The organism is Alexandriicola marinus (genome assembly GCF_004000435.1).
GTDB lineage: Bacteria > Pseudomonadota > Alphaproteobacteria > Rhodobacterales > Rhodobacteraceae > Alexandriicola > Alexandriicola marinus.
In genome coordinates this window covers 552606-579303 of the sequence record NZ_RBVZ01000001.1, presented here as the reverse complement: position 1 = coordinate 579303, position 26698 = coordinate 552606, and the positions used below count along the sequence as shown (strand labels likewise).

The 26698-nt window shown below is 63.4% G+C and carries 28 protein-coding genes; 17 read left to right on the top strand and 11 right to left on the bottom strand.

The window, feature by feature from the left end; all coding sequences use genetic code 11:
* Positions 1–260 precede the first annotated feature (260 nt).
* Positions 261–959 (top strand): hypothetical protein, encoded by a 699-nt coding sequence (locus EP376_RS02850; protein WP_127654017.1) that lies wholly within the window; start codon positions 261–263, stop codon positions 957–959.
* Here the strand turns inward: EP376_RS02850 and EP376_RS02845 are convergent, their stop codons facing one another.
* Together EP376_RS02845 and EP376_RS02840 are read right to left on the bottom strand one after the other, a co-directional pair.
* Positions 960–1340 carry a cell division protein ZapA gene (locus EP376_RS02845; RefSeq protein WP_127654016.1) on the bottom strand — a complete coding sequence of 127 codons (381 nt, stop codon included), beginning with the start codon at positions 1338–1340 and terminating at the stop codon, positions 960–962.
* Positions 1340–1813, bottom strand: coding sequence for a hypothetical protein (locus EP376_RS02840; RefSeq protein WP_127654015.1), 474 nt, complete (start codon positions 1811–1813; stop codon positions 1340–1342). Before EP376_RS02840 ends, EP376_RS02845 begins: the two co-directional genes overlap by 1 nt.
* A gap of 309 nt (positions 1814–2122) precedes the next feature.
* On the opposite strand from EP376_RS02840, the gene tkt reads away from it, so the two are divergent.
* Together tkt and EP376_RS02830 are read left to right on the top strand one after the other, a co-directional pair.
* Positions 2123–4141 (top strand): transketolase, encoded by a 2019-nt coding sequence (tkt, locus tag EP376_RS02835; RefSeq protein ID WP_127654014.1) that lies wholly within the window; start codon positions 2123–2125, stop codon positions 4139–4141.
* Positions 4138–4773, top strand: coding sequence for a DUF4329 domain-containing protein (locus tag EP376_RS02830; protein WP_127654013.1), 636 nt, complete (start codon positions 4138–4140; stop codon positions 4771–4773). The genes tkt and EP376_RS02830 overlap by 4 nt, the downstream gene beginning before the upstream one ends.
* Positions 4774–4845: 72 nt before the next feature.
* Here the strand turns inward: EP376_RS02830 and EP376_RS02825 are convergent, their stop codons facing one another.
* Positions 4846–5817: a DUF808 domain-containing protein gene (locus EP376_RS02825; protein WP_127654012.1), complete on the bottom strand. Its 972-nt coding sequence runs from the start codon at positions 5815–5817 to the stop codon at positions 4846–4848.
* Positions 5818–6045: 228 nt separating this feature from the next.
* On the opposite strand from EP376_RS02825, the gene gap (EP376_RS02820) reads away from it, so the two are divergent.
* From gap (EP376_RS02820) to EP376_RS22900, 7 genes are all read left to right on the top strand, one after another.
* A complete protein-coding gene (gene gap / locus EP376_RS02820; protein WP_127654011.1) occupies positions 6046–7047 on the top strand; it encodes a type I glyceraldehyde-3-phosphate dehydrogenase in 1002 nt (333 codons plus the stop codon).
* 232 nt (positions 7048–7279) lie between these two features.
* Positions 7280–7528, top strand: a complete 249-nt coding sequence (locus EP376_RS02815) for a PepSY domain-containing protein (protein WP_127654010.1) — start codon at positions 7280–7282, stop codon at positions 7526–7528.
* A 62-nt stretch (positions 7529–7590) separates the two neighbouring features.
* Positions 7591–8130, top strand: a complete 540-nt coding sequence (locus EP376_RS02810; protein ID WP_127654009.1) for a cytochrome b/b6 domain-containing protein — start codon at positions 7591–7593, stop codon at positions 8128–8130.
* Positions 8127–8660, top strand: a complete 534-nt coding sequence (locus tag EP376_RS02805; RefSeq protein WP_127654008.1) for a helix-turn-helix transcriptional regulator — start codon at positions 8127–8129, stop codon at positions 8658–8660. The genes EP376_RS02810 and EP376_RS02805 overlap by 4 nt, the downstream gene beginning before the upstream one ends.
* A gap of 70 nt (positions 8661–8730) precedes the next feature.
* On the top strand, positions 8731–8874 hold the full coding sequence (locus EP376_RS22905; protein ID WP_164744845.1) for a hypothetical protein: 144 nt from the start codon (positions 8731–8733) through the stop codon (positions 8872–8874).
* A 72-nt stretch (positions 8875–8946) separates the two neighbouring features.
* The gene (gene gap / locus EP376_RS02800; RefSeq protein WP_127654007.1) at positions 8947–9948 is read left to right on the top strand and encodes a type I glyceraldehyde-3-phosphate dehydrogenase; all 1002 of its coding nucleotides are present in this window, start codon (positions 8947–8949) and stop codon (positions 9946–9948) included.
* 175 nt (positions 9949–10123) lie between these two features.
* Positions 10124–10282: a hypothetical protein gene (locus EP376_RS22900; protein ID WP_164744844.1), complete on the top strand. Its 159-nt coding sequence runs from the start codon at positions 10124–10126 to the stop codon at positions 10280–10282.
* A gap of 28 nt (positions 10283–10310) precedes the next feature.
* Here EP376_RS22900 and EP376_RS02795 read toward each other — a convergent pair whose 3' ends face one another.
* From EP376_RS02795 to EP376_RS02780, 4 genes are all read right to left on the bottom strand, one after another.
* Entirely contained in the window at positions 10311–11054 is a 744-nt protein-coding gene (locus tag EP376_RS02795; protein ID WP_127654006.1) for a GGDEF domain-containing protein, read from the bottom strand.
* Between the two features lie 76 nt (positions 11055–11130).
* Complete coding sequence (coaD, locus tag EP376_RS02790) at positions 11131–11625, bottom strand: pantetheine-phosphate adenylyltransferase (RefSeq protein ID WP_127654005.1); 495 nt, start codon at positions 11623–11625, stop codon at positions 11131–11133.
* 88 nt (positions 11626–11713) lie between these two features.
* Complete coding sequence (locus EP376_RS02785; RefSeq protein WP_127654004.1) at positions 11714–12148, bottom strand: CBS domain-containing protein; 435 nt, start codon at positions 12146–12148, stop codon at positions 11714–11716.
* Positions 12149–12226: 78 nt separating this feature from the next.
* Complete coding sequence (locus EP376_RS02780; protein WP_127654003.1) at positions 12227–13105, bottom strand: LysR family transcriptional regulator; 879 nt, start codon at positions 13103–13105, stop codon at positions 12227–12229.
* Positions 13106–13247: 142 nt separating this feature from the next.
* On the opposite strand from EP376_RS02780, the gene EP376_RS02775 reads away from it, so the two are divergent.
* Positions 13248–14747, top strand: a complete 1500-nt coding sequence (locus tag EP376_RS02775) for a CoA-acylating methylmalonate-semialdehyde dehydrogenase (RefSeq protein WP_127654002.1) — start codon at positions 13248–13250, stop codon at positions 14745–14747.
* A 93-nt stretch (positions 14748–14840) separates the two neighbouring features.
* Here the strand turns inward: EP376_RS02775 and EP376_RS02770 are convergent, their stop codons facing one another.
* Positions 14841–15455, bottom strand: coding sequence for a VPLPA-CTERM sorting domain-containing protein (locus EP376_RS02770; RefSeq protein WP_127654001.1), 615 nt, complete (start codon positions 15453–15455; stop codon positions 14841–14843).
* 363 nt (positions 15456–15818) lie between these two features.
* Between EP376_RS02770 and EP376_RS02765 the strand changes: the two genes are divergently transcribed.
* From EP376_RS02765 to EP376_RS02740, 6 genes are all read left to right on the top strand, one after another.
* The gene (locus EP376_RS02765; protein ID WP_127654000.1) at positions 15819–16946 is read left to right on the top strand and encodes a carboxylate-amine ligase; all 1128 of its coding nucleotides are present in this window, start codon (positions 15819–15821) and stop codon (positions 16944–16946) included.
* A 165-nt stretch (positions 16947–17111) separates the two neighbouring features.
* Complete coding sequence (locus EP376_RS02760; RefSeq protein WP_127653999.1) at positions 17112–18251, top strand: acyl-CoA dehydrogenase family protein; 1140 nt, start codon at positions 17112–17114, stop codon at positions 18249–18251.
* Complete coding sequence (locus EP376_RS02755) at positions 18248–19291, top strand: enoyl-CoA hydratase/isomerase family protein (RefSeq protein ID WP_127653998.1); 1044 nt, start codon at positions 18248–18250, stop codon at positions 19289–19291. The genes EP376_RS02760 and EP376_RS02755 overlap by 4 nt, the downstream gene beginning before the upstream one ends.
* Entirely contained in the window at positions 19288–20160 is an 873-nt protein-coding gene (gene mmsB, locus EP376_RS02750) for a 3-hydroxyisobutyrate dehydrogenase (RefSeq protein WP_127653997.1), read from the top strand. The genes EP376_RS02755 and mmsB overlap by 4 nt, the downstream gene beginning before the upstream one ends.
* A complete protein-coding gene (locus EP376_RS02745) occupies positions 20157–20813 on the top strand; it encodes a Crp/Fnr family transcriptional regulator (RefSeq protein WP_127653996.1) in 657 nt (218 codons plus the stop codon). Before mmsB ends, EP376_RS02745 begins: the two co-directional genes overlap by 4 nt.
* Positions 20814–20880: 67 nt before the next feature.
* A complete protein-coding gene (locus tag EP376_RS02740; protein ID WP_127653995.1) occupies positions 20881–21084 on the top strand; it encodes a YgaP family membrane protein in 204 nt (67 codons plus the stop codon).
* Positions 21085–21159: 75 nt separating this feature from the next.
* On the opposite strand, the gene uvrA is transcribed toward EP376_RS02740, so the two are convergent.
* The 3 genes from uvrA to lpdA all read right to left on the bottom strand — a co-directional run bounded on the left by uvrA (position 21160) and on the right by lpdA (position 26681).
* Entirely contained in the window at positions 21160–24024 is a 2865-nt protein-coding gene (uvrA, locus tag EP376_RS02735) for an excinuclease ABC subunit UvrA (RefSeq protein WP_127653994.1), read from the bottom strand.
* A gap of 91 nt (positions 24025–24115) precedes the next feature.
* Positions 24116–25234 carry an MFS transporter gene (locus tag EP376_RS02730; RefSeq protein WP_127653993.1) on the bottom strand — a complete coding sequence of 373 codons (1119 nt, stop codon included), beginning with the start codon at positions 25232–25234 and terminating at the stop codon, positions 24116–24118.
* Between the two features lie 52 nt (positions 25235–25286).
* Positions 25287–26681 (bottom strand): dihydrolipoyl dehydrogenase, encoded by a 1395-nt coding sequence (gene lpdA, locus EP376_RS02725; protein WP_127653992.1) that lies wholly within the window; start codon positions 26679–26681, stop codon positions 25287–25289.
* Positions 26682–26698: the final 17 nt, after the last annotated feature.

Sequence of the window (26698 nt, the reverse complement as noted above, 5' to 3'; positions counted from 1 at the left end):
GCATTTGCGGGATTGCAACACATTGGCGCGGCGTTTTCCCCACTTGGGGGCGCCGCGCTATTCATTTCGACGGCGCCGTGGTTCAGTGTGCCGAGCTGTCATTATCGGGGGGCCATGGTGCACCCGCTTGGGAAGGCTCGGCGCCGAAACTGTGGGGGCAGTGTGCGCCGGGGGAGGTTTTTCAAACGCCAAACTGTTGCCGGCCGGGCCCTGGGCCCGGGACCGATCGGCCTGTTCTGGCCGGACGGGAGTCGTTTATCATGATGACCATTCTATGGGCCTTGATCGTGCTGCTGCTTATCGTGATCACGATAAGCCTGCTGATCGTCTATCTGCGCCAGAGAGATCAGACCCGTCGCGAGGCGATCGAGGCCCTTGCGGCCCGCCGCGGATGGTCACTGATGATCACGAGCCAGAGCCTCGGCCGCCCGTCGATCCTCCGGCTTGCGTCGCGCTCCGGCCCGGCCTGGCAGGCTGAAACCAAGCGGTTCGAGGCGCGATCCGGCGTGAAAGCCGAGAACATCACCGAATACCACAGCACCGCGACGAGCTGGGCCGACAACCTGATGATCATCTGTCATCGCCCCGGAGACAGCGCGGGCGAGGCCGGGGGGGCCACATCAGCCAGCAATACCGGCGCCATCGACCAGGACGAGGTCCGCGCGCTTGTCGGGCAGGATATCGGAGATTCGATCCCTCCCCTTCAGGTCTGGCCCGCCCATGAACGGATGATCGTTTATGCCAGCGCAGACCCGTCGTTCCGGGTCGATCTGGGCGATTTGGCGAAGGTGTTTCTCGACTGGGAGCCGCTCAAGGCCGGGCCTCGCGGCCAGATCGTCGTGATTCTCGGCAACAGCGGCCTTAGGGTCAGGCTGCGCCATTCGGTCAATGGTGCAGATGGGCTGGAACGATTCGTGGATTATTCCACCGGTCTCTACCGGCTGTTCTCACGCCCCTGATCAGCGCGCACTGCCCGCCTTTTCGTCGACGGTATCGGCCAGCGCTTCGGCCTGCGCCGCCAGCTCGGCCAGCATCTCCATGACTTCGTGGGGCACGACAGGCACCTCGATCCGCGTCGGTTCGGGCGCCGGCTGTTCTTCGAAGGCACGCAACCGGGCCTCCGCGATCCGCAGCTTTTCTTCAAGAGCGGCGGTCTTGTCGGCCAGCATCAGCCCGGACATCAACAGCATCCGAGCCTCCGGCACCCGTCCGATCTGTTCAGACAGGGCCGTCGCCTCGGCATCAAGCATGTTGGCCGCCGAGACGAGATAGGATTCCTCTCCCTCCTGACACGCAACTTCGAAGCTCCGGCCTCCGATCAGGATTTCCACCTGCGGCATCAGTTCTGCCCTCCAAGTATCGGCTCCAGTTCGGCGAGGATCGCCTGCATCTCGGCGCGGTCTGCCGCATGGGCGGCGCGCAACGCCTCGAGCTCGGCCATCATGGCCCGGTTGACCAGTTCCGGCTCTGCCACCCCCTCGCTCAGTGCCGTCGACATTTCGCCGGCCACCGCGCGCAGTTCGGCATTCACCTGTTGCAGCCGCTGCAATTCATGATCGAGTTCCGACATCCGCGTCCGACCGCTGGCCACGGCCGCTTCGAGTTCGGCGATCTTTGTTTCCTGCCGGTCCTTGAGCGCGCGGACACGTTCTTCCAGCTGGGCGTTCACCGTCCGCTCTTCGTCGAGTTTCTGGCGCAGGGCAGGCACGGTGTCGACGTCGTCATCGCCAGGCTCTTCGAGAGCCTCGACCTGCCGCCGGATCCGCGCAAGCGCAGACGTGATCCGCGACTCGAATTCAGATATTTCGCTCATGACCGTCTTGCCCTGTCGTCTACCAGCCCGTTCTTCGCGGGCTCTCCATCGCGCGCATCGAAACATAGCGGTGTGGCGCGCCACTGGCCACAATCACAGCACCTTTGGACCGGCACCAGAGGCCGCAAACATGCGAATCGTGCCTCGTTCAAAGAGACTATGCCAAAGCCCCCGACGCGGCAATTCAACAAGACCCCCTGATTTCAGGGCGTTAGGAAACAGCCTTGATGTTGACGCGTGCCAGCTTGATCTTGTCCCCTGCCCTGCTATCAACCGCTCAACGCTTTCAGACCAGACAGGATCAGGCCCTTGGACATCGACGCCCTTCGCGACGCACACCCCGATCACTGGATGCGGGCCGCCGCCATCCGCACCTTGACGCTCGACGCCGTCGCCGCCGCCAATTCCGGCCATTCCGGAATGCCCATGGGCATGGCCGACGTCGCGACGGTTCTTTACGAGAAACACCTTCGGTTCGACCCCAAGGCGCCGAACTGGCCCGACCGCGACAGGTTCATCCTGTCCGCGGGGCACGGCTCGATGCTGCTGTACTCCCTGCTCTACCTGACGGGCTACGAGCAGATGACGCTTCAGCAGCTCAAGGATTTCCGGCAATGGGGCTCGCGCACCGCGGGCCACCCGGAATACGGCCATGCCGAGGGGATCGAGACAACCACCGGCCCGCTGGGTCAGGGGATCGGCAATTCGGTCGGTTTCGCGATTGCCGAGGAATCGCTGCGTGCGCGCTTCGGCGCCAAGCTGATCAACCACCACACCTATTGCATCGCGGGCGACGGCTGCCTGATGGAAGGCGTCAGCCAGGAGGCGATCGCCCTTGCCGGGATGCAGCAGCTGGGCCACCTCGTCGTCTTCTTCGACGACAACGGCATCACAATCGACGGCAAGGTCGAGATCGCCGACACCACCGATCAATGCGCCCGGTTCGCAGCCTCCGGCTGGCACGTTCAGCATATCGACGGACATGATCCCGTCGCGATCGACGCGGCCATCACCGCGGCCAAGGCCGATCCGCGCCCCTCGATGATCGCGTGCAAGACACATATCGCCCTTGGCCATGCCGCGCAGGACACCGCCAAGGGCCACGGCGCCCTGACCGACGGCGATCAACTGCAGGCCGCGAAAGAGGCCTATGGCTGGCCCTACGGCCCCTTCGAAATCCCCGCCGAGATCAAGGCCCAATGGGAAGCGATGGGCGCGCGTGGCGCTCAGGCCCGCGCCGAGTGGCAGGCCCGCCTCGAGACGCTTCCCGAAGGACGCCGCCGCGAATTCGAGCGCTGCTTCGCAGGAGACGCGCCGAAATCGCTGGCCGGACGCCTTCGCGCGCTGAAAAAGCAGATATCCGAGACCGCACCCAAGGTCGCCACGCGGAAATCCTCGGAAATGGTGCTTGAGGTCGTCAATCCGGTGATGAAGGAAACGCTGGGTGGCTCGGCCGACCTGACTGGGTCCAACAACACCAAGTCGGGCGACATGACCGTCTTCGCCCCGGGCGATCGCAAGGGCCGCTACATCCATTTCGGTGTGCGCGAACACGGCATGGCTGCGGCCATGAACGGCATGGCGCTGCATGGCGGGGTCAGGCCCTATGGCGGGACTTTCTTCTGCTTCACCGATTATGCGCGAGGCGCGGTGCGCCTGTCGTCGCTGATGGGTATCCCGGTCACCTATGTGATGACGCATGACAGCATCGGCCTCGGTGAAGACGGTCCGACCCACCAGCCTGTCGAACATCTTGCGATGATGCGCGCCACGCCCAACGCCAATGTCTTCCGGCCCGCCGATACGGTCGAAACCGCCGAAGCCTGGGAACTGGCGCTCACGTCGCGCACGACCCCCTCGATCCTCGCACTGACCCGTCAGGGTCTGCCGACCGTCCGGACCGAACACAAGACCCGCAACCTCACCGCACAGGGCGCCTATGTCCTTGCCGAGGCAGAGGGCAAGCGTCAGGCCGTTCTGATGGCGACGGGTTCGGAGGTTTCGGTGGCCCTTGCAGCCCGCGATATCCTTCAGGCCGAAGGCATCGGCACGCGCGTCGTCTCGATGCCGTGCTGGGAGCTGTTCGAACAGCAGGACGAAAAGTATCGCCGCCGGGTCCTGCCGCGCGGCGCGGTGCGCGTGGCGATCGAGGCCGGCGTTCGGTTCGGCTGGGATCGCTGGCTGATCGGCGAAGGCGGTCGCGCCGACAAGGCCGATTTCGTCGGCATGGACGGTTTCGGTGCCTCGGCGCCCGCCGGCGAGTTGTTCGAGAAGTTCGGCATCACCGCCGAGGCCACCGCCGAGAAGGTGCGGGCACTTCTGAAATGATCTTGCGGGGCGCGGCGCTTGCAGCAGCACTGGCGCTGGCGGGCTGCGCCGCGCCGCCGCCCCCATCACCGTCACCGGGCAATGTCATGCCCGGTGTCTCCCTTCCCGGCCCTGCCGCGGGTGGGACGGCCAGCACAGCCGTCGCGTTTCCCGGACAACCGAACCTTGCGATCGTTCCGCCGCCGACCGCCGAGGCCGACGCGTTTGCAGTGGCCTTTCTCGACACGATCCAGCCCCGCTCCTTTGCGGAACGTCGGGAATTCTGCGGCTATTTCCTCGTGATCGCGGGTCGGATCGCCGCGACGCCACCTATTCCCGGCACGACAGCCAGCTGCACGCAGCCCGCGCCGCCACCCAATGCCTTCGCCTCGTATCATACGCATGGGGCCTTTGATCGTGACTACGACAACGAAGTCCCCTCGCCCGAGGATATGCTGGGTGATTTCGCCTTCGGCATCGACGGCTATATCAGCACCCCCGGCGGCCGTGTCTGGCGGGTCGAAATCGACGAACGCGCGGCGCTTCAGGTCTGCGGTCTGGGCTGTGTGACGGTCGACAGGGGCTTCATCCCCCGCAATGAGAGCTCAATTCCGCCGCGGATGACAGTGCAGGACGTGCTTGCCCGGTATTGAGCGACGCGGCCTGGTGGCCCGAAAATCGGGGAATTTCGGGCGGCCAACAAAATTCGAGAATTTTGTTGGCGCTCAGTGAGCGGACTCCTTCTTTCCCGTAACGAGGGCAATCGCAGGTCCCACGATCCGCGTTGCCACCGGGATCAGCACGAAGCCCAGAGCCAGCCCCACGATCCCATCCAAAAGCGCCGTGACCGCCCATTTGATGAAGCCCGCCGCCTGCGAGATAGCCCCTCCCACGCCTTCGGCCACATGATGGATCGTGTCATAAAGCCATGGCCATCCGAGCGCCTCGAGCCCATGGATGATGATCGATCCGCCGACCCAGAGCATCGCAGCCGTGCCCACGATCGTCAGAAGCCTGAGGAACCCCGGCATGCCCCGCACCAGCCCCCGACCCATGGCCCGGGTCAGGCCGAGCCGACCCCGTTCTGCCATCCGGAGGCCGATGTCATCGGCCTTCACGATGACCGCGACACTGCCATAGACCACGATCGTGATACCCACGCCCACCACGGCAAGCGTCGTGGCCTCGAACCAGAAATTGCTTTCGGGGATCGTTGCCAGAGAAATCGTCATGATCTCGGCCGACAGGATGAAGTCGGTCTTGATCGCACCGGCCACACGCTCCTCTTCGAGGTGGGCGGGATCGCGCACGTCGAGATCCTCCTCCACACGGGCATTGCCATGGGGAAAGAGCCAGTGAAAGACCTTCTCCGCCCCTTCGAAGCACAAGTAGCTTCCGCCCAACATCAGAAGTGGCGTGATCAGCCAAGGCGCAAAGGCCGCCAGCAGCAATGCAGCAGGCAGAAGGATCAGCATCTTGTTGCGGATCGAACCGAGCGCGATCCGACCGATGATCGGCAATTCGCGATCGGGCTTGAAGCCGGTCACGTATTTCGGCGTCACCGCGGCGTCGTCGATCAGCACACCCGCCGTCTTGGACCCGGCCTTGAAGGCCTGCGCCGCCACGTCATCGACCGACGTCGCGGCCAGCTTGGCGATCGCGGCCACGTCATCCAGCAGTGCAAGCAACCCACTCATCGAAAACCCTCTCATCCTGCGTCCGGCCAGCCTAGACGACATGGCCCGGATGGCAAGTTCCCGCTCGGCGCAGGCATCCGGGCCGAAGCGTTAGCGCAATCATCGCAAAACCGGCGGACGGTTAACGTTAACATACTATGATTACTCGCCTTTTCCCTTTTCACCCCGGGCCGGAAATCGTAGCGAACCGTCAATACGAGTCGCGCATGTATCGAACGGAGCCTCTTCATGACTGTCACCTTGGGGATCAACGGATTTGGCCGCATTGGTCGGAGCACACTGGCCTACATCACCGAGAGCGCGCGCAACGACGTGCAGGTCGTCAAGGTGAACGCCACGGGTCCGCTCGAGACCAGCGCACACCTCTTGCGCTATGACAGCGTGCATGGCCGGTTTCCCTTCGATGTCCGGGTGAGCGGAACCACGATGGACATCGGGCGTGGACCGATGGAAATGCAATCGACCTATGACCTGGACGAGCTTGACTGGTCGGGCTGCGATGTCGTTCTGGAATGCACGGGCCAGTTCAACGACGGGCACAAGGCCGATACCCATCTCAGGCGCGGGGCGAAATCGGTGCTGATTTCGGCACCGGCCAAGAATGTTGCGAAAACGATCGTCTACGGCGTCAATCACCGCGATCTGGAACCCGGCGACACGATGATCTCGAACGGCTCCTGCACCACCAATTGCCTCGCCCCCTTGGCCAAGGTCCTCGACGAGGCGATCGGGATCGAACGGGGCATCATGACGACGATCCATTCCTATACCGGGGATCAGCCGACGCTCGATCGTCGGCACAACGACCTGTATCGCGCGCGCGCGGCGGCCATGGCGATGATCCCCACCTCGACGGGTGCCGCCAAGGCATTGGGCGAGGTTCTGCCAAACCTGCGGGGCAAGTTGGACGGCACGGCGATGCGCGTTCCGACCCCGAATGTCAGCGCGGTGGACCTGACCTTCGAGGCCGGGAAGGACGTGACGGTCGAGGACGTGAACGAGATCGTGCGCGAGGCGGCCTCGGGTCACATGGGCGCCGTTCTGAGCTATGATCCCGAGCCCAAGGTCTCGGTCGATTTCAACCACACGACCCACAGTTCGATCTTTGCCCCGGACCAGACCAAGGTCGTCGGAGGCCGCACGGTGCGGGTGCTGGCCTGGTACGACAACGAATGGGGCTTTTCGGCGCGGATGGCCGATGTCGCGGGCGCAATGGGCCGCCTGAACTAGGCGCGACGCGAAATCATCTCGAACCAAGGGGGCCCATCGACCCCCTTCTTCGCTCACGGGGCGCAGATTACGGCGGGTTCCCGCTCTGCAACCGGGGTTCGAGACGCATAAACTGCTAGTAAATCCAGTCCGTTTCCAACTCTGGATCAATGGCAAGACCGGGCCGGACGCCAGAAGTTCCCAACTGCAAGACGCGCCATTCCGGCCCGTCTGCCAGAAAGGAACCTACCTCATGAAACACTTCATGCTTGCAATCGCCCTCCTCGGTTCGGCCACCACCGGCCATGCCGCCACCCGCGCCGACCTGACCGACGAACGGAAGGCCGAGATCACACAGCTTCTGACCGAGCAGGGCTATGAGGTGCGCCAGGTCCAGATCGAGGACGGCATGTACGAGGTCTATGCCCTCAAGGACGGTGAGCGCTTCGAAATCTATCTCGATGACTCGCTGGCCGTCGCGATGACCAAGACCGACGATTGATCCCAGCCCGGGCCGGGCGGCACCCGTGCCCCCGGCCTGCGCCGACACACCGGAGTGATGACATGAAGAAATATCGTATCTGGGATCCGCTGGTCCGGCTCTTTCACTGGACGCTCGTGATCGCCTTTGCCGCCAATGCCTTCTTTACCGACGACGAAAGCAGCCTGCATGAATATGTCGGATATGTCGTGATCGGCCTTGTGGCCATTCGGCTTGTCTGGGGGGTGATCGGTTCGAAACACGCGCGCTTCGCGGACTTCTTTCCCACACCCGCGGGGGTTCTTGCGCAAATTTCGGATATCGCGACCGGGCGCCGGTCTGTCCATCTTGGGCACACCCCGCTTGGGGCGCTGATGATCCTGAACCTGCTTGCGACCCTCGCGGCCATCGGGGCCACGGGCTACCTGATGACGACAAATGCATTCTGGGGCGTCGAATGGGTCGAAGAGACGCATGAGGCCCTTGTTATCTGGGCCGAGATTTCCATCGTCGCCCATGTCGCCGCCGTCATTTTCGAAAGCCTCAGAACAGGCGTGAACCTGCCTCGCGCAATGGTTACGGGCGTGAAATCGGTTCCGGAAGACGCTAAGCTCGTTCCATGAGCGAGTCTGGAACAGGAGGGCCACTGGCCCTCAGCGCCTTGATCGCCGCGCAAGGTCTTTGCGCGGCCTTCTTTCTTTGGGATGTCTGGGGAGACGGCGTCTCCATGGGCATCAAGAGCCTGAGCGATCTGCATTTCGTGATCGAGGCGGTGGCTGCGGTCGCCCTCATTTCGGCCGTCATCATCGAGATGCGCTTTCTTCGGGGTCTCTTGCGCCGCAAGGCCCATCTCGAGAGGCAAGTCTCGGTTGCCGCAACGGCGTTCCACGATATCATCGAAAATCAGTTCAAGGACTGGGGCCTGACCGTCTCCGAGGCGGACGTCGCCCATTTCCTGGTCAAGGGCGCTTCGATCGGGGACATCGCCCGGTATCGCGGCAGCGCCGAAGGAACGGTGAAATCCCACCTCAATGCGATCTACCGCAAGGCGGGGGTGGGCAACCGCGGAGAACTGCTGAGCCTGTTGATCGAGGATCTCGTCGGTCTTGAAGAAACGGTGCCGCCCGCGTCGAACACATCCACCACCGCCTGACGGCGCGCTTGCAGGGGACGGTCCGCTCTGGCACGCTCGTGTTGTCCCGTGTTGCTGGAATGGTGCGCCCATGACCACCAGAGTTGCTTTGGTTCTTTTCCTGACGATCCTGGCGCTCATTGGCATCGACCTGATCTTTTTCGAAGGGCGCGGTTCCATCCTCGCGGCACGGCACTTTGTTGACCTCGTCGGCGCGCTGGCCTTCTGGAGATGAGCGGGGCTGCGCAGTTGACAATCAGGTCGAATTCGATTTGGTAGCGCTAACATTTCCAGCCGGAGGAAGAAGATGACTGTAACCGTCGCCATTAACGGCTTTGGACGAATTGGACGCAATGTCCTGCGCGGGATCATCGAGTCCGGTCGGACCGATATCGAAGTCGTGGCCATCAACGACCTCGGCCCGGTCGAGACCAACGCCCACCTTCTGCGCTATGATTCTGTGCATGGGCGCTTTCCCGCCACAGTGACCACGACCGAGACCACGATCGATGTCGGTCGCGGCCCCATGGAGGTGACCGCGATCCGCAATCCCGCCGACCTGCCCTGGAAAGATGTCGACGTGGTGATGGAATGCACCGGCATCTTCACCTCGAAGGAGGCCTGCCAGGCGCATCTGGAGAACGGGTCCAAGCGGGTCCTGATTTCGGCGCCGGGCAAGGAGGCGGACAACACGATCGTCTATGGCGTGAACCACGACAGCCTGACGTCCGACCAGATCGTCGTGTCGAACGCATCGTGCACGACGAATTGCCTCGCCCCGGTGGCCTATGTTCTCAACAACGCGATCGGGATCGAAAAGGGCTTCATGACCACGATCCACAGCTATACCGGCGATCAGCCGACGCTGGATACGATGCACAAGGATCTGTATCGCGCACGTGCCGCGGCGCTGTCGATGATCCCCACTTCGACGGGTGCGGCAAAGGCCGTGGGCCTTGTCCTGCCCGAATTGGCGGGCAAGCTGGACGGTGTGGCGATCCGCGTGCCGACGCCGAATGTCTCGGTCGTGGACCTGACCTTCATGGCGGCCAAGGACACCTCGGTCGAGGAAATCAACGCCGCGATCCGCGCCGCCGCAGATGGCCCTCTCAAGGGGGTTCTGGGCTATACGGACGAGCCGCTGGTCAGCACGGATTTCAACCATGACCCGCATTCCTCGGTCTTCCACATGGATCAGACCAAGGTGATGGAGGGACGCATGGTCCGCATCCTGAGCTGGTATGACAACGAATGGGGCTTCTCCAACCGGATGGCCGATACCGCCGTCGCCATGGGCAAGCTGATCTGACTTTTCAGACGTTCCGAAATCCGAAAGACCCGGGCCCTCAGCCCGGGTCTTTTCGTGTGTGCCCCCATGCTCGCCATGCATTTGATGCAGGGCGGGCTTTCCATTCTGTTCATTGTGCAGGTGCAGCATTGGCTTAAGTTAGCGGTAACGAAACGCAAACAGGAAAGGCCAAGCCATGACCCTGATCCAAGGACTCCAGACCGCCATCGCCAAGCGCCGGGCCTATCTGCGCACCCGGCACGAGATCGCCAGCCTACCCCTCGACGTGGCGCTCGACCTCGATATCTATCCCGGCGATGCCGACAAGATCGCCCGCCAGGCCGTCTACGGCTAGGGATCACGCATCCGGGGGCCGAGCAGGTTCACTCCTCGCCCTGCCCCGGACGAACAAGGTTCCTGCCCGCGTCCTTCGCGTGATAGAGCGCCCGGTCCGCCGAGCGTATCGCCAGATCAAGGGTGTCTTCGGCCACGAGGTTCGAGACACCCGCCGAGATCGTCAGATCGATGATCCGACCTTCATGTGAAAATTCAACCTCGGCGATGTTGATCCGCAGGGCATCGGCCGCGGCCAGCCCTGCATCCAGCCCCAATCCGGGCAGGAATACGCAGAATTCGTCGCCGCCCAACCGGCCGGCCATCGCGCCCGCGGGCAGTGCTCCCGCGATCTGACGGGCAAGTTCACGGATCGCGAAATCGCCCGCGAGATGACCCAGCTGATCGTTGATTGCCTTGAACTGGTCGACATCGATCAGGATCAGCGCACCTCCCTCCCCCGTTGCCGCGACATCCGCGGCAAACGCGGCCCTGTTCAGAAGGCCGGTCAACTGGTCGTGCCGCGCCAGCTGGATCAGTTCGCGGTTGAGCGCCTCGATCCGGCGCCTCAGTCGCACAAGATAGAGGGACACCGGCAACGACACGCAAAGCGGGATAATGACCGCGGGAATGAACGCCTGCGGCTCCGGCGGCGCCAGCATGATCGTGAAGATGACGGAGGAGACGACCGACACAGCCACCACCACGGCCACAAAGACCACATCCCGCTGACGCGAGCGTTCGGCGACACGGTGCCCCATCAGGCCCGGAAATTCTGGCGGCAGGACACTCAACACGCGACCTTGTTCAGACTGAATCGGCAGTTCCTGATGCCGCCGAAACCTTAAGTCCGGGTTATGCGCGGCGACTTTAGGCCGAGAGTTTGGCCCCGAGATGAGCGCGCACCTCGGGAGACACGAACTTCGACACGTCGCCTCCGAGCCGCGCGATTTCCTTGACCAGCTTGGACGCGATGGCCTGATGCTGGGCTTCGGCCATAAGGAAAACCGTCTCGATACTGTCATCAAGCGCGCGGTTCATGCCGACCATCTGGTATTCGTATTCGAAATCCGCCACGGCGCGCAGCCCGCGCACGATCACACTGGCCCCCACATCGCGCGCGCAATCGATCAAGAGGTTCTCGAAGGGATGGACCGCGATCTCGCAGCCCGTCGCGGCGCTGATCGGCCCTGCTTCGGCCTCGATCATGGCCACCCTCTCGTCAAGCGAAAACAAGGGCCCCTTGTCCCGGTTGATCGCCACACCGATGACAAGGCGATCCACCAGCCGGCACGCGCGGCGGATGATGTCGGAATGACCCCGTGTGACGGGATCAAAGGTTCCGGGATATAGGCCGATGCGCATGTCTGAGGTCCTTGGGCCGAAAGTCACTTTGGCGCGCACGCAACATCATTGCGCCACGGGACGCAAGGGCGCAGCAAAGGAATAATGCTCAGCGACCGGAGATCATGTCCTCGAGAGCAGTCTTTTCCATCGCAAGTTCGGACAAGCGCGCCTTGACAACGTCGCCGATCGAAATCAGGCCGATCATTTCGCCGTCGCGCATCACCGGCAGGTGACGGAACCGACCGTCGGTCATCTTTTCGAGAACGGCATGCGCACTGTCCTCGGGGGCGCAGGTCACGGGATCGCGGGTCATCATGCTTTGCGCGGTCTCCGACAGACAGCCCGGGCCGCGCTTGCCCAGTTCCCGGACGATGTCACGTTCTGACAGGATGCCCGCGGGCGTTGTCCCGTCTTCGGACACCACGACGGTGCCCAGACGTTTTTCCGACAACAAGGCCACGACATCTGAAACGTTGGTTGTGCCCGGCACTGTCAGGACCGACGAATCTGCCTTCGATTCAAGGATTTTCATAACCAGCATCAGGCGACCTCCCTCTCCCATGCTGCGCGGCACGGGGGTGCCGCACCCTCAAATCGTGGCTTGCACGCGACCCTTGTGTCAAGCCGCCAGCGCCTCAAGCCGCTCTACCTCGGCTTTCAGCCCCGACAGGATCGCACCGGCGACACGGTTGATCCGATCCGAGCGGCGATCATCGGCGTGACGAACCAGATAGAACGACCGGCGCAGCGAGAGCGTTTGCGTCAGCACCCGAACCAGTTCGGGCGCGAAGGGCAGCGCAAAGTCATGCACGATCCCGACGCCGACCCCCTGCCGCAGCATCTGAAGCTGAACCGCCACCGAATTCGACGCCATCTGCACGCCGTTCCGGCCCAGATCGCCGAGATAGTCGAGTTCCCGGTCAAAGATCATGTCCGGGATATAGCCCACCACCGGCCGCCTCTCGAGATCGGACAGCCGCTTCGGCACGGCCAGATCGCGATGCTGCGCGAGGTGGAGCCGATAGTCGGTGATCTTCTGGACGGTCAGCCGACCGGCATCCGGGGGACTGACCGTGATGGCGAGATCCGCCTCGCGTTTCGACAGGTTCACCACACGCGGCAATGCGAGGATCTGGAACTCGAGCCCGGGATTGGCCTCGCGGATGCGGGCGCAGACCAAAGGCAGCAGGAAATTCGCGCAGCCGTCCGGCGCGCCGATCCGGATCTGGCCGCTCAGCCCGTCTTCGCCCTGCCCCGCTTCGAGCCCCGCGCGCAGGGCCGCCTCCGCCGAGGCCGCATGATCGCGCAGCCGTTGCCCCCGTTCGGTCAGCGAATAACCCTGTGGCGACTTGATGAACAACGCCGTGCCAAGGCTGTCTTCCAGCCGCGCGATCCGCCGCCCGACGGTTGCAGGATCCATACGAAGCACCGGGGCCGCCGCCGACAGGCTTTCGGCGCGGGCGACCGCAAGAAAGACGCGCAGATCATCCCAGTTCATGTTCAGGCCCATGCATTCATGCAAAATGAATTTGGAAAGCTTCCTCTTTAGCCCGCAGATTTGCAAGACTAGTCTAAGCGCAGCTTTCGTCCTTGCCGTGCCATCCCGGCCCGGCGATCCGAATGACAGCAAGGGAGGCTCCATGTCCGATCTCACCCATTTCCTGAACGGTGAAATGACCGCCGGCACATCCGGCCGGTTCACCGATATCTTCAACCCGGCCACGGGCGAGGTGCAGTATCGCGCACCGCTGGCCAGCGCGTCGGAAACCGACAAGGCCATCGCCGATGCCGCCGCCGCCCAGCCCCAATGGGCCGCGATGAACCCGCAGCGGCGTGCGCGCGTCATGATGGCCATGGTCGGCCTGATCAACCGCGACATGGACAAGCTGGCCGAGGCGCTGTCCCGCGAGCACGGCAAGACGCTGCCCGATGCAAAGGGCGATCTCCAGCGCGGGCTCGAGGTGATCGAATTCTGCATCGGGGCGCCGCACCTGCTGAAGGGCGAGTATTCCGACAGCGTCGGCCCCGGCATCGACCTGTACTCCATGCGTCAGCCGCTGGGCGTGGTCGCCGCGATCATGCCGTTCAACTTCCCCGCCATGATGCCGCTGTGGCACGTGGGCCCGGCGCTTGTCTGTGGCAACGCGGTCGTACTCAAGCCGTCCGAGCGTGACCCCTCGGTTCCGCTGATGCTGGCCGAGCTGTTTGTCGAGGCGGGTCTGCCCAAGGGCTGTTTCCAGGTCGTCAACGGCGACAAGGAGGCCGTCGATACGCTCCTCGACAGCGAGATCATCCAGGGCGTGTCCTTCGTGGGCTCCACCCCGATCGCGCAATACATCTATTCCCGCGCGACCGCCTCGGGCAAACGGGCACAATGCTTCGGCGGTGCCAAGAACCACCTGATCGTCATGCCCGACGCCGATATGGATCAGGCCGCCGACGCGCTGGTGGGTTCGGGCTATGGCGCAGCGGGCGAACGCTGCATGGCCGTTTCGGTCGCGGTGCCGGTGGGCGAGGAAACCGCCGACCGCCTGATCGAAAAGCTGATCCCCCGGATCGAGAAGTTGAAGGTCGGGCCCTACACGGCCGGCAATGACGTCGACTTCGGCCCCGTCGTGACCAAGGCCGCGAAGGACAGGATCCTCGGGCTCATCAACCGCGGCGTCGAAGAGGGCGCGGAACTTGTCGTCGACAACCGAGACTTCAAGCTTCAGGGCTATGAGGACGGCTTCTTCGTTGGCCCGCACCTGTTTGACCGCGTCACCCCCGACATGGACATCTACAAGGAAGAGATCTTCGGCCCCGTCCTGTCGACCGTGCGCGCGGGCAGCTATGAAGAAGCGCTGAGCCTCGCTTTCGATCATGAATATGGCAACGGCACCGCGATCTTTACCCGCGATGGCGACGCGGCCCGCGATTTCGCGAGCCGGATCAACATCGGCATGGTGGGCATCAACGTCCCGATCCCGGTGCCGCTGGCCTATCACACCTTCGGCGGCTGGAAGAAATCCATGTTCGGGGATCTCAACCAGCACGGGCCCGACAGCTTCCGGTTCTACACCCGGACCAAGACCGTCACGGCCCGCTGGCCCTCGGGCATCAAGGAAGGCGGCGAGTTCAATTTCAAGGCCATGGATTGATCTTTGGGGCCGGTCATCCGACCGGCCCTGTCACAACAACGAAAAAGGGCGGCCAGATCGGCCGCCCTTCTTCAATTCAGATAAGGCTATGCCTCAGCTTGCCGACTTGCGCCGACGCACCGCTGCCAGACCACCGAGGCCGAGCAAGAGCATGAAGCCTGCCGCCGGAACCGGGATCACCGCAGTTTCGATCTCGAAGAGCCGAACGTTGGAAAGCTGCGGAATATTGAATTTCTTCGTCAAGAGATCACCGTTTGACCAATCTCCGAGGAGAGTTGCGCCGTCCATGACGTATGCAGCTTGGTCGTTGGCACCCTTGAGCGTGAAGATATACAATTTGTTCGCCGCGAACGCGAACGGATTGATTAGCGACCAACTCCCGCTCTCACGATCAGTCGTCGTGAATTCGAACAGGCCGCCGGCACTGACCTGGGTTCCGCTACTATCGACTGAACCGATCTGGTCAAGTAGGGACCAACCCGTCAGTATCTGACCGTCGAGGGCGAACAATCCGTCAAGATCGCCTCCGGCGACGTTGCCCCCGGGATTGGCAGTGCTGAAATCTCCGTCGCACGCGACGGATACGGTCAGGTTCGCAAGGTCGCAGTCATCAGTCGTTCCGCCACCAGCAAGCGTCACCGTGGACGCGCTCGCAGCAGAAGCGGCAAGGGAAAGGCCTGCCGCCAAGAGTATTTTCCTAAAAGTCATGGTGACCCCCCCAAGAGGTTACGGAAATCTTTGCCAAAACGGCCTCACCAATCAACAAACGAAAGATATCACGTCGCCCCGACAGGGGGAAAGCGTTTCATTCAAATTCTCTCTATGGTTGATTTTTTGTCAAAAATGCGGCCAGACTTCGCCCAAAAGGCGACAGCAGTGTGACCGACCTCTAATTATTGTTGCAAATCCGGAAACAACTCGGGTGGAAAACAGGCAGATCGGGGCGAATCACCCATGCCACCCACCCAAGGGCATTCGCGTGGTTTGCCGAGGTGGTCGGATGCGGCGTTCGCGATTTTTCTTGGCAAAATCTGCCTCTCCGGTTTTTCTGTGACCAAACCGGGAGTCACGATGACAGAGCCGTCCTTCACCATCGGGATCGAGGAAGAATACCTCCTCGTCGACAGCGAAACGATGGCGTTGGCCGAGGCGCCGGCGTCCCTGATGGAGGCCTCGACCGCCGAGCTGGAGGAACAGGTCTCCCCGGAATTTCTGCGCTGTCAGGTCGAGGTGGGCACCCGCAAATGCGCCAACATCACCGAGGCGCGCGCCGATCTTGCCCGCCTGCGCAGCACGATCGCCCGCCATGCCGCCGCCGAAGGCCTTAGCCCGATCGCCGCCGCCTGCCATCCCAGCGCGGACTGGAAGGAGCAGCACCACACCCCCAAGGATCGGTATGACGCGCTCAAGGGCGAGTTGGCCGGCGTGGCCGAACGGATGCTGATCTGCGGGATGCATGTGCATATCGGCCTTGATGATGATGAATTGCGGATCGACCTGATGAACCAGGTCTCGTATTTCCTGCCGCATATCCTCGCCCTGTCGGCCTCGTCGGCCTTCTGGCAGGGGCGGGATACGGGGCTGGCCTCCTACAGGCTGACGGTTTTCGACAATCTGCCCCGAACAGGGCTGCCGCCCCGGCTTACCTCGTGGTCGGATTACCGGCGGTCCGTCGATACGCTCATCAATTGCGGCCTGATCGAAGACACCACGAAGATCTGGTGGGATGTGCGCCCGGCCCACCGCTTTCCCACGCTTGAGGTGCGGATCTGTGACACGGCGCCCCGGCTGGACCACGCGATCTCGATCGCCGCGATCGTGCAATGTGTCATGCGGATGCTTTGGCGCCTGCGCACGCAGAACCAGCGCTGGCGGATCTACGAGGCGTTCCTGATCAACGAGAACCGCTGGCGCGCACAGCGCTATGGGTTGCAATCGGAACTGATCGATTTCGGGCTGGGCAAGCTTGTGCCCTATTCCGACCTCTTCGACGAATTGATCGAAGTTCTGTCACCCGATGCTGAGGCGCTGGGGTGCCTGTCCGAACTCGAGGCCGCGCGCGATATCCTTGCCACCGGCAACGGCGCCGACAGGCAACGGGCCGCCTATACCGCCGCACGAAGCGAGGGGCTCGATCACGACGCGGCGCTGGTGCGTGTGACGCAGCGGATGACCGAGGATTTCGTCAGCGATCTCTGACATTCTGGCGGTCAGTCGAGGCTCTGCCGGTGGGGCCTGACTGCGACCGCAGAGAATTGCGCAAGTCACCTGAAACTGACCTCAAAAGTGGTGCCTACCCTCAGCCGAGGCTTGCCCCCCACCTCAGGTCCAATACCCTGATCCCGGGGAGACGGAGGAGATCGGGTGGATTTCGCGCTAAGCAACGAACAAGAGGCCATCCTCGAGATGGCCACGGCCTTCGGGGCGGACCACATCGCCCCGAAGGCACGCGACTGGGATAGAGCGGGCACGATCCCGCGCAACCTCTGGCCGAAAATGGCCGAACTGGGCTTTGGCGGCCTTTACGTCAGCGAAGCGCGCGGTGGCACGGGGCTGTCGCGGCTCGACGGGACGCTCGTCTTCGAGGGGCTGTCGCGGGCCTGCGCGTCGGTCGCAGCCTTCCTGTCGATCCACAACATGTGCGCGGCGATGATCGACCGATACGGATCGGACGACCTGGCCGACCGTCTGCTCCCCGGTGCCGTGTCGATGGAGCAGGTCCTGTCCTACTGCCTGACAGAGCCGGGCTGCGGCTCGGACGCGGCCGCGCTGAGCACCCGCGCCGACCGGACCGGGAGCGGCTACCGGGTGACGGGCACGAAGTCCTTCATCTCGGGCGGCGGCTATTCGGATGCCTATATCGTCATGGCGCGCACCGGGGGACCGGGGCCGAAAGGGATCAGCGCACTCGTCCTCGAAGAGGGCACGGAGGGGCTGAGTTTCGGTGCGCTGGAAGACAAGATGGGCTGGCGAAGCCAACCGACACGACAAGTATACTTTCAGAATTCGAACATCCCGGAGGGCAATCTGATTGGCAAACCGGGTCAAGGGTTCACATATGCAATGTCAGCGCTGGATGGCGGCCGATTGAACATCGCGGCCTGCAGCCTGGGCGCCGCGCAGGAGGCGCTCGACCGGACCGTCGCCTACCTGCGCGAGCGATCGGCATTCGGCCAGCGGCTTGACCAGTTTCAGGCCCTGCAATTCCGGCTGGCCGACATGGAGATCCGGATGCAGTCCGCCCGCACATTCCTGCGGCAGGCGGCATGGAGACTCGACGCCGGGGCAAAGGACGCGACAATCCAGTGCGCCATGGCCAAGAAACTGGTGACAGAGACTTGCAGCGACGTGGCCGACCAATGCCTGCAGATGCATGGCGGTTACGGATATCTCGCCGACTACGGGATCGAAAAGATCGTGCGCGATCTGAGGGTGCATCAAATCCTCGAAGGGACGAACGAGATCATGCAGGTCATCGTCGCCCGCGATATGATCGTCTCATGACAGATATCGACATCCGAATCGACGGCTGCGCCGGCCGCATCACGCTCAACCGGCCCGACGCGCTCAATGCCCTGACATGGGAGATGTGCCGCCGCATCGATGCAGCGCTGATCGACTGGGCCGATGCGCCGCAGGTCCGGCTTCTGGTCATCGACGCGGTGGGAGAGCGGGCCTTCTGCGCAGGCGGCGACCTGACAGAGATGTACCGCACCGGCATGGCCGGTGATTTCGACTATGGGCGACGGTTCTGGGCCGATGAATACCGGATGAACCGGCGTCTGTTCCGCTTCCCCAAACCGGTGGTGTCGTTCCTGCAGGGGCATGTTCTGGGCGGCGGCGTCGGTGTCGGGTGTCATGGATCGCACAGGATCGTCTGCGACAGCTCGCGCATCGCGATGCCGGAATGCGGCGTGGGGCTCGTGCCGGATGTGGGCGGCTCCTACCTTCTGGGGCAGGCGCCGGGCCGGCTTGGGGAATACCTCGGCACGACGGCGGCGCGGATGACGGCCGGGGACGCCATTCATGCGGGCTTTGCCGATTACTACATCCCGTTCGAGGACTGGCCCACACTGAAACAGCGCGTGTGCGGCACGGGTGATCCCGCGCTGATCGATGCCGCCGCGCGCCCCGCCCCGGCCTCGGCGCTTGCGGCGGATCAGGCGCGGATCGACTATCATTTCTCCGGGGAAACTCTGGACGATATTGTCCGATCGCTGCGCGCGGAACGAAGCGAGGAGAATGCAGCCACGCTGATGGCGTTCGAGCGCAATTCCCCACTGGCCATGGCAAGCGCGGTGCAGATCGTGCATCGCCTCCGCGGTCCCGGCGCAACGATCGAACGCGCGCTGGATCTCGAGGCGCGCTTCACCTTCCGATCCATGGAGCATGGCGATTTTCTCGAAGGAATTCGAGCGCTTATCATCGACAAAGACAAGTCGCCAAAGTGGAAACACAGGCTCGGCGACGTCAACCAAATGGACGTGGCACGCATGTTGATGCCGCTGGGCGCGGACGCCCCGACACTGGAGGATGCGACATGAAGATCGGGTTTATCGGGCTGGGAAACATGGGGGCGCCCATGGCCGCAAACCTCCTCGCGGCGGGCCATTCCGTCATCGGGCATGATATCGCGGCCCGCCCCGATGGCATCCCCTTGGCCGACAGCCCGGCAGGCGCCGTATCCGAGGCCGATGTCGTCATCACGATGTTGCCGGACGGGCCGATCCTGCGGCAGGTCGCACGCGAGATTTACCCCTTCATGAAGCAAGGCGCGATCCATCTGGATTGTTCGACCGTCGATGTCGACAGCGCACGCGAGGTGGCCGATCTGGCCCGGAAACATGGCCTGCTTGCGGCGGACGCGCCCGTGTCGGGCGGCATCGGCGGGGCGCAGGCGGGGACGCTGACCTTCATGGCCGGTGGCCCGGCCGAGGCCTTTGGTGATCTGCGCCCATTGTTCGAGATCATGGGCGCGAAGATGGTGCATTGCGGCGGGGCCGGTGCCGGTCAGGCGGCCAAGATCTGCAACAACATGATCCTCGGCGCCACGATGATCGCGACCTGCGAGGCCTTTGTTCTGGCGGACAAACTGGGGCTCAGCCGGAAATCCATGTTCGACGTCGTATCGACCTCGTCGGGGTCCAGCTGGTCGATGACCGCCTATTGCCCGGCCCCCGGGGTGGGCCCCAAATCACCCGCCGACAATGACTATGCGCCCGGGTTCGCGGCGGAACTGATGCTCAAGGATCTGGGGCTGAGCCAGCAGGCCGCCGAAGCGGTCGATGCCGCCACGCCGATGGGCCAGGCGGCGCTCGGCCTCTATCGTCGCTTTGTCGAGGAGGACGCCGGACGGGGCCGGGATTTCTCGGCGATGCTGCCCTATCTCGCGGACAAGGGCCGCCCGACATGAACTGGACGGATCGTGTTCCTGCCTTTGCCTCGCTTGAGCCGGGGGATCGATCCATGCTCGAGGATCTGGGCGTGATGGCCCTGCCACGGGGGGCGATCGTCTTTCGCCCGGGCGATTCGGTGCAGGGCTATGCCCTTGTCCTGTCGGGCCGGATCGATGTCTCGCTGACCGGGCCGACGGGGCGCGAGATCATGCTTTACTCCGTGGCCCCCGGCCAAAGCTGCATCCAGACCACGCTGGGCCTTCTGGCGGGCGACGATTATTCGGCCGAAGCCGTGGCCTCGGTCGAGACAGAGATGGTCCTTGTGCCACGCGCACTGTTCCTGTCGCTCGTCGATGGCAGCGCGGCGTTTCGGGCGCTGGTCTTTGCGGCCTTTGCCGACCGGATGCAGACGATGATGCAACTTCTTGAAAAGGTTGCCTTTCAGAAGGTTGAAACCCGGCTTGCCGAACGGCTTCTGGCGCTGGCGCCCGAGAATGGCACGATCCACCTGACCCATGCCGATCTGGCGGGTCAGGTCGGCTCCGCGCGCGAGGTCGTCTCACGGCGGTTGGAACGCTGGGCGCGGTCGGGCTGGGTCAGCGTTGGCCGGGGGACGATCACCGTGCAGGACAGGGCCGCACTTTCTGCACTTGCGAGCGATGGTTTGTGACCTGTGTCACAGACCGTGGCCGCCCCGTGTGTCAGACTGAACCCATATTCCAATAGTGGAGAGCACCATGACCAAGAACGTCGGAAACATCGATCGCGTCCTGAGAATCGTCGTCGGCCTCGCGCTTATCGCGGGTTTCTTCCTCAACTCGGGCGGCAGCTACAGCTGGCTCTACCTGATCGGGATCGTGCCGCTGGCCACAGGCCTGATGAGCACCTGTCCCCTCTACAGCGTCTTCGGCTTCTCGACCTGCCCGACCAAGAAGGGCTGACGCCCATATCAGGCCTGCGCCCCCGGCGCGGGTCTGCGTCGGGGCGGCGGTGGTGCGAACCCGCCCCCCGGCGCGTTATTCCGCAGCCACCTTTTTCGGGCGCAACATGTCCTTGAGATAGCGGCCCGTATGGCTTTCGGTGACCTCGGCCACGACTTCGGGCGTCCCGGTCGCCACCACCTGTCCGCCACCGTCTCCGCCTTCGGGTCCGATGTCGATGATGTGGTCGGCGGTCTTGATCACATCGAGGTTGTGCTCGATCACGATCATAGAATTGCCAGCCTCGACCAGTTCGTGCAGCACATCGAGCAGCCTGCGCACATCTTCGAAATGCAGACCTGTCGTCGGCTCGTCGAGGATGTAAAGCGTGCGGCCCGTCGATCGTTTGGCCAGTTCCTTTGACAGCTTGACCCGCTGCGCCTCGCCGCCGGACAGCGTGGTCGCCTGCTGGCCCACCTTGATATAGCCAAGGCCGACGCGCACCAGCGCATCCATCTTTTCGCGGATCGACGGCACGGCCTTGAAGAAGTCCTGGGCCTCTTCGACCGTCATGTCGAGGACGTCTGCAATCGACTTGCCCTTGAACCTGATCTCGAGCGTTTCGCGGTTGTAGCGGGCGCCCTTGCAGGTTTCGCATTCGACATAGACATCGGGCAGGAAGTGCATCTCGATCTTGATGACGCCGTCCCCCTGGCACGCCTCGCAGCGGCCACCCTTCACGTTGAACGAGAACCGCCCCGGCTTGTAGCCGCGGGCCTTCGCTTCGGGCAGGCCCGCGAACCAGTCGCGGATCGGGGTGAAGGCGCCGGTATAGGTGGCCGGGTTCGAGCGGGGCGTGCGCCCGATCGGGCGCTGGTCGATATCGATGACCTTGTCGAGATGCTCGAAGCCCTTGATCGTCTCGCAGGGGGCGGGCGTCGTGCGGGCGCCATTCAGCTTCTGCGCGGCGTTCTTGTACAGCGTCTCGATCGTCAGCGTCGACTTGCCGCCACCCGATACGCCGGTCACGCAGATGAACTTGCCCAGCGGGAAATCGACGGTCAGATCACGCAGGTTGTTGCCCGTCGCCTTCTTGACGGTCAGCTTCTTGCCGTTGCCCTTGCGGCGGGTCGCGGGCACAGAGATCTCGCGCCGCCCGGCAAGGTAGTCGCCGGTCAGGCTGGCCTCGGTCGCCATGATCTGGGCCGGCGTGCCGTGGGCCACGACCTGCCCCCCATGGACCCCGGCGCCGGGGCCGATATCAAAGACGTAATCAGCCTCGCGGATCGCCTCTTCGTCATGTTCCACGACGATGACAGTATTGCCCTGATCGCGCAGGTTCTTGAGCGTGGTCAGAAGCCGGTCGTTGTCGCGCTGATGCAAGCCGATGGACGGCTCGTCGAGGACATAAAGAACCCCCGTCAGCCCACTGCCGATCTGGCTGGCCAGACGGATCCGCTGGCTTTCGCCGCCCGACAGCGTGCCCGCATTGCGCGACAGCGTCAGGTATTCAAGGCCCACGTTGTTCAGGAACCCCAGTCGTTCGCGGATTTCCTTGACGATGGCGCGGGCGATCTCGTTCTTCTGTTTGCTCAGGTGATCCGGAACCGCCTCGATCCAGGCCAGCGCCTCGCGGATCGACATCTGGACGACTTCGCCCACATGCAGACCGCCGATCTTGACGGCCAGAGCCTCGGCGCGGAGCCGGTGGCCACCGCAGGTGCCGCAGGACCGGTTGTTCTGATATTGCTCGAATTCTTCGCGGATCCAGCTGGAATCGGTCTCACGATAGCGCCGCTCCATGTTGGGGATCACGCCTTCGAACGGCCGCTCGACCTGGTAGACGCGGCCGCCCTCGTCATAGCGGAACTTGATCTCTTCTTTCCCAGACCCACGCAGGAAAACTTCCTGCACCTTGGGATCGAGGTCTTTCCACCGCGCATTCTGGTTAAAGCCGTAGTGCTTTGCGATGGCCTCGATCGTCTGAAGGAAATAGGGGCTTTTCCCTTTGCGCCAGGGCGCCAGCGCCCCGTCCGCGATCTTGAGCGTCACGTCCGGCACCACCAGCCGTTCGTCGAAGAACAGCTCGACCCCGAGGCCGTCGCAGGACGGACACGCGCCAAAGGGGGCGTTGAACGAAAACAGCCGCGGCTCGATTTCGGGGATGGTGAATCCGCTGACAGGACAGGCGAATTTCTCCGAGAAGGTCAGCCGCTCCGGCTCCCCCTCGCCCTCACGCGGGGCGGTCTCGAGGATGGCGATGCCATCGGCGAGGTCCAGCGCGGTGCGGAAACTGTCGGCCAGCCGCGTCTCGAGCCCTTCGCGCACCACGATGCGGTCGACCACCACGTCGATATCGTGGCGGAACTTCTTGTCGAGGACCGGCGGATCGTCGAGGTCGTGAAACTCCCCGTCGACCTTGACCCGCTGGAAGCCCTGCTTGCGCAGCTCCAGCATTTCCTTGCGATATTCGCCCTTACGGTCGCGGATGATCGGCGCCAGAAGATAGCCACGCAGCCCCTCTTCCATCGCCATGACACGGTCGACCATGTCCTGCACCTGCTGCGCCTCGATCGGAAGCCCGGTCGCGGGGGAATAGGGTGTGCCGACGCGTGCGAACAAAAGACGCATGTAGTCGTAGATCTCGGTCACGGTGCCGACGGTCGAGCGCGGGTTCTTCGACGTGGTTTTCTGTTCGATCGAGATCGCGGGGCTGAGGCCCGAGATATGATCGACATCGGGCTTTTCCATCATGTCGAGGAACTGCCGCGCATAGGCGCTGAGGCTTTCGACATAGCGCCGTTGCCCTTCGGCATAGATCGTATCGAAGGCGAGCGACGACTTGCCCGACCCCGAAAGGCCGGTGATCACCACAAGCTCATCGCGGGGGATATCGACGTCGATGTTCTTGAGATTGTGCTCGCGCGCGCCGCGCACTTCGATCTTCTTCAGCTCGGCCATGACCTACCTCGTCAATTCCAGCCGAGACATAGCGGCTTTGATCGCCGACTCAATGGCTGCATAGGAACATTAATAGAACATCAAGGGCCCGTCACGCAGTTTGAGGCAGATTCCTGTGGATAAGCCAGACCACGCCGGCCGCGATCAGACTCAGCGCGGCGGCAAGCACGACCAGCCCCGGCAGCCCGGCCCAGAGGACGGTCGCGAACAGCGGGACCGATAGCGCGGTCCCCACATTGCCCAGTTGCGCCATCGCGCCGGTTGCGCGCGCCTGATCGCCGGCCTCGTGGTTCAGCGCGGTCACATTGGCAAAGGCCGATCCCGGCGCGATGCCAAGGATCACCATGACCGGCATCGCCGCGATCCCGCGCCACGCCTCGGGGCACAGCGTCAGTAGGCCAAGGCCCGCAGCCGACAGGAGATAGCCCCAAACCGTCACGCGCCAGGGCGCGATGCGCCGCGACAGAACCCCCGCCGCAAAGGTGCCGATGATCGCCACAAGCGGCAGGAACGGCGCTGTCCAGCCACCAACGAAACGCGGCAGAAACGTCAGGACCCCAAGGAACAGCACCGTATGAAACACGAAACACAGCCCCGGAGCGATGCGCCGGACATCGCCATAGATGTCGATATGGCGGCGCCAGAAATCCAGACGCTCACGCACCCCGTCGAAGCCGCGGGACAATTGCGGCCTGAGCCAGATCAGAACCGCCAGCATGGCGGCCGCATGAGCGAGGTAGAGGGGGCCCGGCTCTGTCAGGACAGAAGCCACCGCCGCCGTCAGCGCGAAACTCACGCCGAAGAACGTACCCCAGAGCCCCATCGCGACCGGCCTGTCCGGCCCGATTGCGGCCCCCGCGATCAGGGCGGGCGCCGCCACGACGATCGCCAGATGTGCCGCCCCTTCGACAAGCCGCAGGCCCAGAAACATCCAGAACGGCGGCAGGAATGCCTGAAGGGCCGACAGCACCGCCGCCGCGAAAAGGCCTGTCAACAGAACCCGGGCCGGTCCGAAAAGGGCCGCGATCACCCCCGCGGCCACGCCGAAGATGATGCCCATGATACTGAGCGCAGAGACCGCGATCGTCACGGGCGCGCCCGGCCATTGGGCCGACAACGCCTCAAGCGTGAGCGCAATCTTCGCGAATTGCGCCCCTGCCAGTAGCCCGGCGGCATAGAGTGCCCAGATCAGCCGCCAGTTCGTGCGCATGGCGACATCTCACGCCGGAGCGCGACGGCAGACAAGGGCGAAACGCACGTTCCTAGAAATGGATTGCCCGACCATAGGCGTCGAGCACGCTTTCATGCATCATCTCGCTCAGCGTCGGATGCGGGAAGACGGCGTGCATCAGGTCTTCTTCGGTGGTCTCAAGCTGGCGACCCACGACATAACCCTGAATCAGTTCCGTCACCTCGGCGCCGACCATATGCGCGCCCAGAAGCTCGCCCGTCTTGGCGTCGAAGACGGTCTTCACCATGCCCTCGGATTCGCCCAGCGCGATGGCCTTGCCATTGCCGATGAACGGGAAGCGGCCAACCTTGACGTCATAGCCCAGTTCCTTGGCCTTGGCCTCGGAATAGCCGACGCTGGCGACCTGCGGATGGCAATAGGTGCACCCCGCGATGCTTTCGGGTTTCACCGGATGCGGGTGCCCGCCTGCCACCATCTCGGCCACCATGACGCCTTCGTGGCTGGCCTTGTGGGCAAGCCACGGCGCACCGGCGATATCGCCGATGGCCCAGACGCCATCCACGCCGGTGCGGCAATATTCATCCGTCACCACATGGGTCCGGTCGACCGTCACGCCCAGTTTTTCGAGACCAAGCCCTTCGGTATTGCCGACAATCCCGACGGCGGAGATCACCGTGTCGAATTCGACCTTCTCGGTCTTGCCGCCCTGTTCGATATGGGCGGTCACCTTGTCCTTGGCCCGGTCGAGCTGCTTGACGGTCGCCTTTTCGCGGATCGTCATGCCCTGCTTTTCGAACTGCTTCTTGGCAAAGGCGCTGATCTCGGCATCCTCGACAGGCAGGATGCGGTCCATCACCTCGACAACCGTGGTGTCGGCGCCCAGCGTGTTGAAGAAGCTTGCGAATTCGATGCCGATGGCGCCCGAGCCGATGACCAGAAGCTTCTTTGGCATGTGGGGCGGCATCAGCGCATGTTTGTAGGACCAGACCCGCTCTCCGTCGGCCTCGAGGCCGGGCAGGTTGCGGGCGCGGGCGCCGGTCGCGAGGATGATGTTCTTCGAGGTCAGCTCTTCGGTGCCCTTGTCCGTCTTGACGCTGACCTTGCCGGGCGCCGGGACGGAAGCCTCGCCCATGATGACCTCGACCTTGTTCTTCTTGAGAAGATGGCCGACGCCGCCGGACAATTGCTTGGCCACGCCGCGTGATCGTTTGACCACCGCATCAAGGTCATAACCGATGTTTTCGGCCTTCAGTCCGAATTCCTTGGCCCGGTGCATAAGGTGGAACACCTCGGAGGAACGGAGCATCGCCTTGGTCGGGATGCAGCCCCAGTTCAGGCAAATGCCGCCCAGATGCTCGCGTTCGACGCAGGCCACCTTCAGCCCAAGCTGCGCGCCGCGGATCGCGGCCACGTATCCGCCCGGACCTGCGCCGATCACGATCATATCGAAGCTCTTGCCTGCCATGTCATCTCCTCCGGCCA